Source organism: Mycolicibacter sinensis, assembly GCF_001667945.1.
Classification (GTDB): Bacteria; Actinomycetota; Actinomycetes; order Mycobacteriales; family Mycobacteriaceae; genus Mycobacterium; species Mycobacterium sinense_B.
Genome location: NZ_LZJK01000046.1, coordinates 127,123 through 140,510 on the forward strand (window position 1 = coordinate 127,123; position 13,388 = coordinate 140,510).

Sequence of the window (13,388 nt, forward strand, 5' to 3'; positions counted from 1 at the left end):
GCCGCATGGCAGTGTTTCGCGGCGTGACTGGTAATGCGCGCGTTGTACGACTCGTCGAGTGGAACGTGGCGATGGCGCTGCATGCCAAAGCCCATCTCGTAAAGACCTTGGCGCCCGACATCGCGGTGCTGCCGGAGTCAGCGCACCCGGATCGGGTCGGCGATGCGTTAGCAGCTGTCGGCGTCACCTCGATGCAGTGGATCGGCGCCAGTCCCAACAAAGGGCTGCTGGTCGCCGCCTTCGGTGACTGGACGTTGCGGATCGACGACTCTTACGACCCCGGCTATCAGTGGGTGATGCCGCTGCACGTCGAAGGCCCCGTCCACCTTCGGATGCTCGCGGTCTGGGACATGAACCACCGCGGCCGCGGGCACGACAGCGCCCGAAAATTGGGCGCCTGCCGCGCCTCTATGCAGCACTATGCCGAATTCCTTTCTGGGCCCGCGGATTTGACCGTCATCAGTGGCGACTTCAACAATTCCGTCTACTGGGACAAGCCCGGCGGCACGGTCAGATTCGGCGACTTCATGGATCAGCTGCAATCGCGCGGACTGGTCAGCGCCTACCACCACCAGCACAGTTGCGTGCCCGGCACCGAGGCGCACCCCACCCTGTGGTGGACCCGCAACATCGACAAGCCCTACCACGTCGACTACACCTTCGTCTGCCCCGCCGAGGCGATTGACGAGGTCACCACGGGCACCCACACCGAGTGGCTCGCCTACAGCGATCACCCGCCGATGACCGTCGACCTCCGGGTGACGCCACGCGGTACCGCCCGCGCCGCCGTCGAGGCGACCACCGTGCGGTCACCGGTTGAACCGCCCGAACCGACGCCGCCACAACAGGAGACAAGGATGACCGGAACACACCAGGGTCACTTCGACCTCGCGGCCGGCGAACTCGACGACATGATCTGCGGCAACGACGGCAAGCCCTTGACCCAAGCGTTCCGCCCCAGTTATTTCACCGCCACGTGGTCCGGCGGCCACCTGGCCGAGGTCAGAATCTGGGGGCCGCGGGTGCTTCAAGACGGCTCGACCGGGGTTCGAATGCTCGATCATTGCTGGCGGAAGCCCCCGATCGACATCAACGCTCTTCCGTCGGCGGTGGCGCGTCGACTCCGGGACTACAGCGCTAAGAGGCGTTAACCGGTACCTGACTTCACCCCACGAAGCCACAAAAGTTGAACTAACGTTCCATTTGTCGGACCGGGCCAGTATGGTCGGCTCGATCGTGGGTCCGGTGTGCTGGCAGGAGGTGTCATGGACGCGTTCGGTGTCCTCGATGAGGTGCTGAACGACTATCGGAATTTCGTCACGGGTTTTCTGGAGATCAAGGACGACCAGATCCGCACCAAGGTCGAGTCGGAGATAGCGGACGGGTTGCTCTGGCCGGAGCCGTGGCTGGCACTGAACCCGGCGTTCGAGTCCGGTGGCACGGTCGGTGAGTTGGTCAAGCGGCAGGTGCTGCACTCCGACACCGAGACCGTTTTCCGGGCTCCGAGCGGCCAGCCGATCACCTTCCATCGCCACCAGACCGATGCCTTCGAAATCGCCAACCGCCGCGAGTCTTACGTACTGACCACCGGCACCGGGTCGGGCAAGTCGATGTCCTACATCGTGCCGATCGTCGACCGGGTGCTGCGCGAGGGATCCGGCAAGGGTGTGCGGGCCATCGTTGTCTACCCGATGAACGCCCTGGCCAATAGCCAGTGCAACGAGTTGGAGAAGTTCCTCGGCACCACCAACCCGAAGGTGACCTTCAAGCGCTACACCGGCCAGGAGAACCGGGATGAGCGCGAGGAGACGCTCAAAAATCCCCCCGACATCCTGCTGACCAACTACGTGATGCTCGAGCTGATGCTCACCCGCCCGCGGGAGCGCCAGGCGCTGATCGCCAGCGCCGAGAGGCTGTCGTTTCTGGTGCTCGACGAGCTGCACACATACCGGGGCCGCCAGGGTGCCGATGTGGCGATGCTGATCCGCCGGCTGCGCGGTGCGGTCGCCACCGACGCGATGCAGTGCATCGGGACCAGTGCGACACTCGCCGGACCGGGCACCAAGGCCGAACAGCGCCAGCAGGTCGCCGAGCTGGCCACCCGCATCTTCGGCGTGCAGATCCCCGCCGGCAACATCATCGGCGAGACCCTGCGGCGCGCCACCAACGGGGAAGCCGAACCGCCCGCCCTGCAACGGCGGCTCAACCAGCCCGCACCGACCTCGTGGGACGAGCTTCGAGCCGATCCGCTGGCGGTCTGGATCGAACACCATTTCGGCCTGAAAGAAGACGACGAGGGCAACCTCACCCGCCGAACGCCGTCCAAACTCACCGACGCCGCCAAGCAGCTCAGCGCCGACACCGGCGTCAACGAGCAGATCTGCCACGCGAAGCTGCAAGAGCTGCTGCTGGCCGGCTCGCGTGCCCGAGACCCGCAGGGCCGCACCCTGTTCGCGTTCAAACTGCACCAGTTCATCGGCAAGGGCGACACCGTCTACACCACCTTGGAGCCGCCCGCCACCCGGCATCTGACCACCCAGTACCAGCGCAGCGCACCGGGCCGCCCGCCGGGGCAACCGCTGTTCCCGTTGGCGTTCTGCCGCGAATGCGGCCAGGACTTCCTGGTGGTCAACCGGGAGCGCGGCGGTGAGAACTTCAGCCCGCGCACCCTGCGCTCCGATCTGGCCGAGGAGCCCGACGCCGAAGGACTGCTCTACCTCACCGAAACCCCGTGGCCCGATCCCCGCGACCCGGCGCTGCTCAAGTTGGTACCCGATGACTGGGTGGTCGACACCGGGGCGGGCCGGGTCCTCGACAAAGCCCGCGAATCGAAACTGCCCACGTCATTGCGGGTCGACGCATACGGCACGATCACCGACGACGGCATGCCGGTCGCGTTCTTCGAACGCCTGCACTTCTGCCCGTCGTGTAAGACCAGCTACGAAAGCGTGCGGCAGTCTGAGTTCTCCCGGGTCGCCAGCCTGGGCACCGAGGGCCGCGCCAGCGCGGTCACCGTGTTGTCGCAGTCGGTGGTGCGTGCCCTGCGCCAAGAAACCGATCTCGACGACGTGGCCCGAAAGTTCTTGGCGTTCAGCGACAATCGCCAAGACGCCAGCCTGCAGGCCGGTCACTTCAACGACTTCGTGCTGGTCGGGCTGATCCGGTCGGCGCTGTATCGTGCGGCGCGCGATCACCAGGGCCCGCTCACCGACGAGGACCTCGGGCCGACGGTCGTCACCGCACTCGGCGGCACCGGTTTGAAGTTCTTCGCCCGCGATGAGGACACCGCCGACGAGCCGGGCCCGCGCAAGAAGATCGCTCGCGCCCTGCGTGACGTGGTCAGCTACCGCCTGTGGGCCGACCTCAAGCGCGGCTGGCGTATCACCATGCCCAACCTGGAGCAGACCGGCCAACTGCGGTTGGCCTACGAGGGGCTGGACGCACTGGCGGCCGACAACTCGAAGTGGTCGAGCCGCGGTGAGCCGCTGGCGAGCGCAAGCCCCGAGATCCGCCGCGAGCTGACACACGTGTTGCTCGACGAGCTGCGCCGAAACCTGTGCATCGAAACCGAGTTCCTCACCGAGGACAAGTTCGACGCGATGCGCCGCACCAGCCGGGAGTGGCTCAAAGACCCGTGGGCGATCTCCGAAGAGAACGGCACCTATGCCGGGACCGCCTACCCGGGCGGCCGGCCGAAGACGGCGGGAACCGGCGCCGACCTCTACCTGTCCGGGCTGGGTGCCTATGGCCGCTGGTTGCGGCGGCCCAACCGCTTTCCCGCGCACACGCAGCCGATTAAGACCGATGACGCCCAATTGATCATCGAGCAGCTGATGGAGGCGCTGGCAACGGCCGGGATCCTGGCGCGGGTCAAGCACCCGAAACGCCCGACCGGATATCGGGTGCGCGCCGACTTCATCGAATGGCATCCCGGCGCCGGCGCACATCGCGCACCGGACCCGTTGCGCGGCAACCAAACCGAGGGTCGGGTGAACCCGTACTTCCGCGATCTCTACGCCGAAACCGCTCAAGGGTTGGTCGGGTTGGAGGCCCGCGAACACACCGCCCAGGTCGAACCGGCCAAGCGGCAGCACCGTGAGGAAGAGTTCGGTGCGGCCCGGCTTCCGGTGCTGTACTGCTCCCCCACCATGGAGCTCGGCGTCGACATCAACAGCCTCAACGTCGTCGGGATGCGCAACGTCCCGCCGACCCCGGCGAACTACGCGCAGCGGTCCGGCCGCGCCGGGCGGTCGGGACAACCCGCGATTGCCTTCACCTACTGCGCCACCGGAAACGCCCACGACGCCTACTACTTCCGGCGCAGCCAGGACATGGTCGCCGGCGCAGTCGCTCCTCCGCGGCTGGAATTGGGCAACCAGGACCTGGTGCGCGCCCACGCGCATGCCATCTGGCTGGTCAACTGTGGACTCGACCTCAAGGTCAGCATGGTCGATCTGCTCGATATCGACCAGCCCGGCCAGCCGCTGCGCCCCGAAGTGCTGGCAACCATCGAGTCGGCCACCAGCCGCGCGGCGGCCATTGACGCGATCACCAAAGTGCTGTCGGCCACCAGCGAGGTCATGACCGCGCCGTGGTGGTCGCCGAGCTGGGTCACCGAGACCGTCGATCATGCCGCGACGCGCTTCGACCGGGCCGCCGACCGCTGGCGGGGTCTGTACCACGACGCACAGACCGAATTGGATAACGCCAATACCACGCTGAAGACCATCGGCGCCTCGGAGGCATCCAAACAGCGTGCCCGAGGCCGGATCTCGGAAGCCCGCGCCGCCCTCGACCTGCTCAAGGGCCAGGTCGACGACATCATGCAGGGCGACTTCTACACCTACCGCTATTTCGCCTCCGAAGGGTTCTTGCCCGGCTACTCCTTCCCGCGGTTGCCGCTGTCGGCGTTCATCCCCGCCGAGCGGCGCACCCGCAACGGTGAGGGCGACTTCATCCAGCGGCCGCGGTTCATCGCGATCAGCGAGTTCGGGCCTGGCGCGTTCATCTACCACGAGGGCGCCCGCTACCAGGTGACCCGGGTCAGCCTGCCCGCCCGCGAGGATGGCACCGGGGTGTCGATCACCGAGATCAAACGCTGCGACGCTTGCGGTTACCTGCACGACTCGACCACAGTGGATCTCTGCCAGCACTGCGGCAGCCCGTCGCTGGACACCCTGAGCAACATGATGCGGCTGCTGTCGGTCAAGACCCGCCGCCGCGACCGGATCAGCGCCGACGAGGAGGAGCGGCAGCGCGCCGGGCATGAGATCGTCACCAGCATCCGGTTCGTGCCGCACGGTGAGCGCGCCGGACAGCTCACCAGCACTATCAACGCCGACGGAACCCAGCTGGGCACCATGACCTACGGCGACACCGCTTTGATCCGGCGAATGAACGTCGGGCTGCGCCGCCGCAAGAACAAGGAGATCCGCGGCCATGTCCTCGACACCGTGGACGGCCGCTGGTGCAGTGAGGCCGACCTGGACAAGAACATCCACGGCGAGGCACCGCGCTACCAGCGGGTGATCCCCCACGTTGAGGATCACCGCAACGCCCTGCTGCTGCACCTGGATCCGTCGATCCCCGCCGAGCAGCGCATGGCCGCCGCCTACGCGCTCAAACGCGGCATCGAAACCACCTACCAGCTGGAGGACAGCGAGCTGGCCGCCGAGGCCCTGCCCAGCAACACCGGGGACCAGGCCTGGTCGCGCCTGCTGTTCTTCGAGGCCGCCGAGGGCGGCGCAGGAGTGCTGCGCCGGCTGGCCACCGAGGACGGCCAGCTGCGCGCGGTGGCCCGAAAAGCGTTGGAGATCCTGCACTTCGACCCCGACACCGGCGACGACCGCCAACGCGCACCGCACGCCACCGAGGACTGTGCACAGGCCTGCTATGACTGCCTGCTGTCGTACGCCAACCAGTGGGATCACCAGCACCTGGACCGGCACTGCGTCCAAGAGCTCCTAACCCGGCTCACCACCGCGAGCATCGCCGTCGGCGCCGGCGGCGCGGAACGCTCCGAGCACCTGGAAAAGCTCAAGGCGGCATGCGACAGCGAACTGGAGCGCCGGTTCCTGGCCCTGCTCGACGAGCACGGCTACCGGCTCCCCGACGACGCGCAGCAGATCGTCGACGGCTACTACGTGCGCCCCGACTTCGCCTACCACACCGGCGGCATGGACGTGGCGGTGTTCATCGACGGCCCCGTCCACGATTCGGCCCATCAACACGAGAAGGACGAGCAGGCCCGGATGAAGCTCGAAGACGAAGCCGGTTGGCTGGTACTGCGATTCGGCCACCAGGACGCCGACGCCGGCTGGCTCAAGACGTTCACCGAGCACAGCGGCATCTTCGGCACCCCGAAAGCGCTGTGATGACAACCCTGGACTACCCGGCCGGCGCCCTGGTGACCGCCCGCGGCCGCGACTGGCTGGTGCTGCCCGGCTCCCCCGACGGCACCCTGCTGGTCCGCCCACTGGGCGGCCACGAGGACGAGACCACCGTGCTGCTGCCCGGCATCGACGACTTTGCAGCGGCCACCTTCACCCCGCCCACCGTCGCCGACCGCGGCGACGCCACCCGGGCCCGGCTGCTGCGGGACGCGCTGCGGCTGTCGTTTCAGGCGAGCGGTGGCCCGTTCCGCTCGTTCGCGCGGCTGGCGGTCACCCCACGCAACTATCAGCTGGTGCCGTTGCTGATGGCGGCCCGCCAGGACACGGTGCGGCTGTTGATCGCCGACGCGGTCGGCGTCGGCAAGACGGTCGAGGCCGGCCTGATCGCCGCGGAACTGCTGGCCACCGGTGACGCGCAGCGCCTGGTGGTGCTGTGCTCGCCGCAGCTGGCCCCGCAGTGGCAGGGCGAGTTACGCCACAAGTTCGGTATCGAGGCCGAACTGTTGTTGCCCTCAACGGTGAACCGGCTGACCCGCAAGGTGCCATTCGGCTCGAATCTCTACCAGCAGTATCCGCACCTGGTGATCTCCACCGACTTCATCAAACAGAAGACCCGCCGTGACGAGTTCGCGCTGCACTGCCCGGAATTGGTGATCGTCGACGAGGCCCACACCTGTGTGGCCTCCGCCGGCACAGCCCGCTCATCCCAGGCCCATCTGCGGTATTCGCTGCTGCGCAAGCTCGCCGACGACAAGAGTCGTCACCTGTTGCTGTTGACCGCGACCCCGCACAGCGGCGACGACACCGCCTGGCAGAACTTGATCGGGCTGCTCGACAACCGGCTGGGTGAGCTGCCGGCGGACCTGTCCGGCAAGGATCGCGAAGACGACCGGAAACTGCTGGCGCAGTTCATGGTCCAGCGTCGCCGCGCCGACATCCGCGAGTACCTCCGCGGAGAATTTCAGGAGGACACCCCGTTCCCGCAGCGGGAGACCGGTGAGACCGCCTACAAACTCACCGCCGGCTACCGCGCGTTGTTCGACGACGTGATGGATTACGTCCGCGAACAGGTCACCGACCCCAAGCTGCCCGCGGTGCGTCAGCGGGTGCGCTGGTGGTCGGCGATCGCGCTGCTGCGCTGCCTGGCCTCCAGCCCGGCCGCCGCCGAACAGACCCTGCTCAACCGCTCGGCAGCGGCCGCCATTATCGAGGAAGCCGACACCGACGACGAAGCCGTCATCGACGCCTACGCCGAACCCCGCGTGCTGGACTCCGATCTCGACGACACGACCGAGGCCGAAGACGTCACCGTCGGTGCCGACACCACCGCCGGCGACGACAGCCCCGACACCAAGGCCCGAAAGAGGCTGCGGGAGTTGGCCGCAGCTGCGGCGGCATTGCAAGGACCCCGCAGCGACGCCAAGCTCAAACGGGCCATCCCGCTGATCAAAGACCTCATCGCCGACGGGTTCCACCCGATCGTGTTCTGCCGCTTCATCCCCACCGCCAACTATCTGGGCGAACACCTGGGTGCCGCCCTGGCCAAGGTGCCGGGCCTGCGGATCGACGTGGTAACCGGCGCGCTGCCCCCGGAGGAACGCGAAGCCCGGGTGGCGGCGTTGACCGCACACGACGGGCCGCGGCTGCTGATCGCCACCGACTGCCTGTCCGAGGGCGTCAACCTGCAAGACGGGTTCACCGCGGTCGTGCACTACGACCTGGCCTGGAACCCGACCCGCCACGAACAGCGGGAGGGCCGCGTCGACCGGTTCGGCCAGCAGGCCCCGGTGGTGCGCACCGTCACCTACTACGGGGAGGACAACGGCATCGACGGCATCGTGCTGCAGGTGCTGATCCGCCGCCACGAACACATCAAACGCAGCATCGGAGTGTCGGTGCCGATCCCGGTCGACTCGGCCACCGTGATGAAAGCGATCTGGGAGTCACTGCTGCTGCGCGGCCAGGACGCCGAACAGCTCACCCTGGACCTCGCCGCGGCCACCACCGCGTCCCTGGCCAAGCAGGTCGAGGTCGCCTGGTCGGATGCCGCAGAACGGGAGAAGGCCTCCCGGTCACGGTTCCGCCAAGCCGGGCTCAAACCCGACACCGTCGAGCAGGCCCTGATCGAGGTGCGCCGCGCCCTGGGCGGGCCGGCCGACGTCGAATCCTTCACCCGCGCCGCGCTGTCCCTGCTGGGGGCGCCGATCAGCGATACCGCCGACGGGTTCACCGCCCGCATCGACACCCTGCCGGCCGCGGTACGAGACCAGTTGCCGCCCACCAGGAATGCCACGCTGGCTTTCCACCGCTCGCTTCCGGTGCCGCCCGGCCACCACGTGCTGACCCGAACCGACACGTGCGTGGAGGCGCTGTCGCGTTACGTGCTGGACGCCGCGCTGGATGCCCGGCTCGATGCGACGGGCCGCCCAGCCCGGCGCGCCGGGGTAATGCGCACCAACGGGGTCGCCAAGGTGACCACCTTGCTGATGGTGCGCCACCGGCTCGAGATCACCCTGCCCGGCGCGGCCACCACCGTCACCCAGGTCGCCGAGGAGGCCCGCTTCGTGGCGTTCACCGCCAGCGGCGACACGCTGACCTGGCTGCCGCAACCCGAGGTCGACGCGCTGCTGACGCTGAGCCCGTCCGGCAACGTCGACGACACCCTGGCTCGCACCCAGCTGGGTCGCGCGCTGGACCGGCTGACCGCCTTGGCCGATCATCTCGCCAGCACCGGCACCGATGCCGCGGCGACGCTGGTCGCTGAACATCAGGCGGTGCGGGCCGCCGCCAAAACCGGCGGCAAGACACCGAAGGTGAAGTTCCTGCCGCCCGCCGACGTGCTCGGCGTCTACGTCTTCCTGCCCGACGGGAGTTCCCAATGAGCACATCGGTGTTCCGCGCGGCCCGCACCGTCGGCACCGCCCTGCCCGCCGAGGCCATTCCGCGGGCAGGCGAGCTGCGGCTGCCCGGCCAGAGCGCCGAGCACTACCAGCTGCCGCCGGGTATGGCGATCAACGCCGCGATCGCCCGCGCCTGGGAGGCCATGCTGGGCGCCCACGCGAAATGGCATGCCGCACTGGAGAAACTGCCCGCCGGCGACGCGGCCACCAAACTCACCCGCGACAAATGGTTGCTGCCGCTGCTCTATGAGCTGGGCTGGGGCCGCCCCGAGGTGATCAGCGGCGGGCTGGCGGTGCCGCCCGGGCTGGGTGAGACCGAGGCCCCGCACTTCCCGGTCTCGCACCGGGTCTCGTGGCCGGACGCCGCCGACCCGGTGGCCTGGGCGCCGCTGCACCTGCTCGGCGCCGGGGTGGACCTGGACACTAAGACCCCCGGGGTGACCGCCCGCGCCCCGCAGGCCATGCTGCAGGACTACCTCAACCGCGAGGACCGCGCCCTGTGGGGAGTGCTGTCCAACGGACGCGTGCTGCGGCTGCTGCGCGACGCCTCCGCGCTGACCCGCCAGTCATTCATCGAGTTCGACCTGGACGCGATCTTCACCGATCAGCTCTACGCCGACTTCCGGGTGCTGTTTTTGACCGTGCACGCCAGCCGGTTCGCCCCCCGCCTCGACGAGAAAGCCGCCAAGGCCGCGCGGCAGACCGCCGAGGATGCCGGCGACGAGGACGCCGAGCTGGAACAGGCCACCCCCAAACTGGACAACTGCCTGCTGGAACGCTGGCGCACCACCGCCATCGACGACGGCGCCCGGGCGCTGCTGAACCTGCGCGACGGTGTCGCAATCGCCCTGCAGGAGTTGGGCACCGGGTTCGTGTCCCATCCGGCCAACACCGCGCTGCGCGACACCCTGGCCGCCGCAGCCGACGCCGATAAGGACCTGCACCGGGCACTGCTGCACATCGCCTACCGGCTGATCGTGCTGTTCGTCGTCGAGGACCGCGAACTGCTGCACCCCGCCGACACCCCCGAGCCGGCCCGCCGGCTCTACGCCGACTACTTCTCCACCGCCCGGCTGCGCCGGCTGGCCACTGAGCCGATCGGCGGCTGGCACACCGATTTGTGGGCGGCGCACCGGATCGTCACCGACGCCCTGGCCGGCGACGGACTCCCCCGGCTGGGGCTGCCGGGCCTGGGTGCGAGCATGTTCGCCCGGGATGCGCTGGCTGTGCTCGACGGTGCGGTGCTGCCCAACCGCCACCTGCTGGCCGCGGTGCGCGCTCTGGCCCAGATCGACGACCCGGTCACCGGGGCGCCGCGGCGGGTGGACTACCGCAACCTCGACAGCGAGGAACTCGGCGGCATGTATGAGGGCCTGCTGGCCTACACGCCGCGCTATCACGCCGACGACCGCACCTTCACCCTGGAGACCGCCACCGGCAGCGACCGCAAGAAGTCCGGCTCGTACTACACCCCCTCCGCGCTGATCGCCCTGGTTCTGGATGAGGCACTCGCCCCGCTGATCGCCGAGGCGGTAAACAGCCCCGACCCACAGCGCGCCCTGCTGGAGCTGACCGTGATCGACCCGGCGTGTGGCAGTGGGCATTTCGTGGTCGCGGCGGCCCGACGCATCGCTACCGCCCTGGCGACCGTCCGCACCGGGGAGACCGAAACCAGCCCGGCAGAGTTGCGGGCGGCCACCGCCGATGTCATCGAACGCTGCGTGTACGGGGTGGACCTCAACGACCTGGCCATCGAGATCACCAAGGTCGCGCTGTGGTTGGAAGCGTTCGACCCCGACCGGCCGGCGGCGTTCCTTGACGCGCACTTCCGGGTCGGCAACACCTTGCTGGGCACCACCCCGGAGTTGCTGCGCCACAACGTCCCCGACACCGCGTTCGTCGCCCTCGGTGACGACGACCCCGACTGGACGAAGAAACTCAAAGCCCGCAACAAAACCGAGCGCCAATCCGATAGCCAGCTCACCCTGGCGCTGGACGGCGACACCCTCGACGTGGCGACCGACCGACTCACCAAGGCCGCCCTGGACGCCGACGCCGGCAGCGCTATCTCGGTCGCGGCGATGCGGGCCCGCGCCGACGCGTGGCGCAGGCTAGAAGAAGACCCCGAACTGCTCGCCGCCACCCGCGTCGCCGACGCATGGTGCGCGGCGTTCGTGCAACCCAAAACCGGCGGCTCGGGCCCCGGCATCACCCACGCGACGCTGCGGGCCCTGTCCGAGAACCCGGATTCGGTGCCGGCAGATGTGGTCGCACAGATCGACGCGCTGGCCCGCCAGTACCGGTTCTTCCACTGGCACCTGGAGTTCCCCGGCATCTTCACCGTCGCCGGCGACGGTAGCGCGGAGGTCTCCACCGGTTGGAGCGGCGGATTCTCCTGCGTGGTCGGCAACCCGCCGTGGGAGACGCTTCAGCTAGAAGACGAACAGTTCTTCGGCAACCTTGGTCGCCGGGACATCGAGAACGCACCCAACGCGGCTGCACGTAAGAAGCTGATCGCCAACCTGGAGGACTCCGAACCAGATCTTTTCGGGCTCTACCAAGCTGCACGGCGGCAATCCGATGCCACCAACCACCTGGTGCGCGGAGGCCGCTACCCCTTGACTGCACAGGGCAAGATCAACACCTACAGCGTGTTCGCTGAGAACATGCGCACTGTGACCGACCCACACGGTGCGGCTGGAATTATCACCCCTACTGGCCTCGCGACTGACAAGAACACCTCCGACTTCTTCAAAGACACGCTGAGCAAGAACCGGCTATACGCGTTCTACGATTTTGAGAACGAAGCTCCGAAACTCTTCCCCGACATCACTAACCGCGTGCGCTTCGCGGTGACCGTGATGACCGGAACTCGACGCACCGTCGGACGCACTAGGTTCGCATTTCTCAACCGCCGGATCTCCGATATACCGGAACGACGCTTTGAATTGGCTGCCGACGAACTTCTTGCCCTAAACCCGAACACCGGAACGCTGCCTATGTTCCGCACCCGCGTTGACGCCAACATCACCCTCGGTATCTACTCCCGCCACCAGGTGCTGATCCGTGACGGCGCACCTGACGGCAACCCGTGGAGCCTGTCGTTCAGCCAGGGTTTGTTCAATATGTCCTCTGCCGCTGGCATGTTCCAGACCGCAGATGATCTCGCCGACGCCACTTTCACCGACTGGTCCTACGTGCGGGACGGCACCGAATACGTGCCGTTGTACGAAGCGAAGATGCTCAGCCACTTCGATCACCGCTTCTCCACCTATCGCGATGCAACCCGGGCTCAGCTAAACAAAGGGATGCTCCCAAGGCTGACCGACGAGCAGCATGACGATCCGAACCTTGAGGCGCTGGCAAGGTATTGGGTGAGCCGATCCGAAGTCGACACCGCGCTCAAAGGCCAGTGGGACCGCCAATGGCTCATTGGCTGGCGCGACATAACGAATGTCACCAACGAGAGAACTTTCGTACCGTCAGTGTTTCCGATGTCAGCGGTCGGACACGTGTTTCCCATCGTCATGTCTCCTGATTACTCACGACTCCCGGTCTTGCACGCAACATGGACCAGTCTCTGCTTCGACTATCTGGTACGCCAGAAGGTCAGCGGGACACACATGACGTACAACGTCGTTAAGCAATTCGCCTGCCCTACACCGGACGACTTCACCCGCCCCGCGCCATGGCACCCCACCACCTCTCTCGCCGACTGGCTGCTCCCCTACGTCCTCGAACTCTCGTACACCTCGTGGCGTTTGCAGCCCTACGCCAAAGACCTCGGCGACAATGGCCCGCCGTTCCGCTGGGATTCCGAGCGCCGCGCCCTGCTGCGCGCCGACCTGGATGCCGCTTTCCTGCACATCTACGGCCTGCGCCGCGACGAGGCCGAGCACGTCCTCGACTCGTTCTTCGTGGTCCGCAAATACGAGGAACGCGACTTCGGCGAGTACCGCACCCGCCGCCTCGTCCTCGAGGCCTACGACCGCATAGCAACCGCCATCGCCAACGGCGGCACCGGCTGGAAACCCTTGGCGGACATCCCAGCCGGCCAAGGACCACGTCACCCGAACCGCCTCGGGGCGTGATGTCT

The 13,388-nt window shown here is 67.6% G+C and carries 4 protein-coding genes; all 4 read left to right on the forward strand.

Translation table 11 applies throughout. The features are described 5' to 3' along the window. The first annotated feature begins 23 nt into the window (after nucleotides 1-23). The 4 genes from A5694_RS06030 (at nucleotide 24) to A5694_RS06045 (ending at nucleotide 13,383) form a co-directional block, all read left to right on the forward strand. Nucleotides 24-1,151 (forward strand): endonuclease/exonuclease/phosphatase family protein, encoded by a 1,128-nt coding sequence (locus tag A5694_RS06030; protein WP_131809523.1) that lies wholly within the window; start codon nucleotides 24-26, stop codon nucleotides 1,149-1,151. 114 nt (nucleotides 1,152-1,265) lie between these two features. Then, nucleotides 1,266-6,374 (forward strand): DEAD/DEAH box helicase, encoded by a 5,109-nt coding sequence (locus A5694_RS06035; RefSeq protein WP_064920922.1) that lies wholly within the window; start codon nucleotides 1,266-1,268, stop codon nucleotides 6,372-6,374. Further along, complete coding sequence (locus tag A5694_RS06040) at nucleotides 6,374-9,274, forward strand: helicase-related protein (RefSeq protein WP_082952528.1); 2,901 nt, start codon at nucleotides 6,374-6,376, stop codon at nucleotides 9,272-9,274. Before A5694_RS06035 ends, A5694_RS06040 begins: the two co-directional genes overlap by 1 nt. Beyond that, nucleotides 9,271-13,383 (forward strand): Eco57I restriction-modification methylase domain-containing protein, encoded by a 4,113-nt coding sequence (locus A5694_RS06045; RefSeq protein WP_064920923.1) that lies wholly within the window; start codon nucleotides 9,271-9,273, stop codon nucleotides 13,381-13,383. The genes A5694_RS06040 and A5694_RS06045 overlap by 4 nt, the downstream gene beginning before the upstream one ends. The last annotated feature ends 5 nt before the right edge of the window (nucleotides 13,384-13,388 follow it).

Bases quoted from the DNA above. Each gene is read 5' to 3' on its own strand.
- A5694_RS06035 (WP_064920922.1), top strand. From the start codon at position 1,266: ATGGACGCGTTCGGTGTCCTCGATGAGGTGCTGAACGACTATCGGAAT.
- A5694_RS06040 (WP_082952528.1), top strand. From the start codon at position 6,374: ATGACAACCCTGGACTACCCGGCCGGCGCCCTGGTGACCGCCCGCGGC.
- A5694_RS06045 (WP_064920923.1), top strand. From the start codon at position 9,271: ATGAGCACATCGGTGTTCCGCGCGGCCCGCACCGTCGGCACCGCCCTG.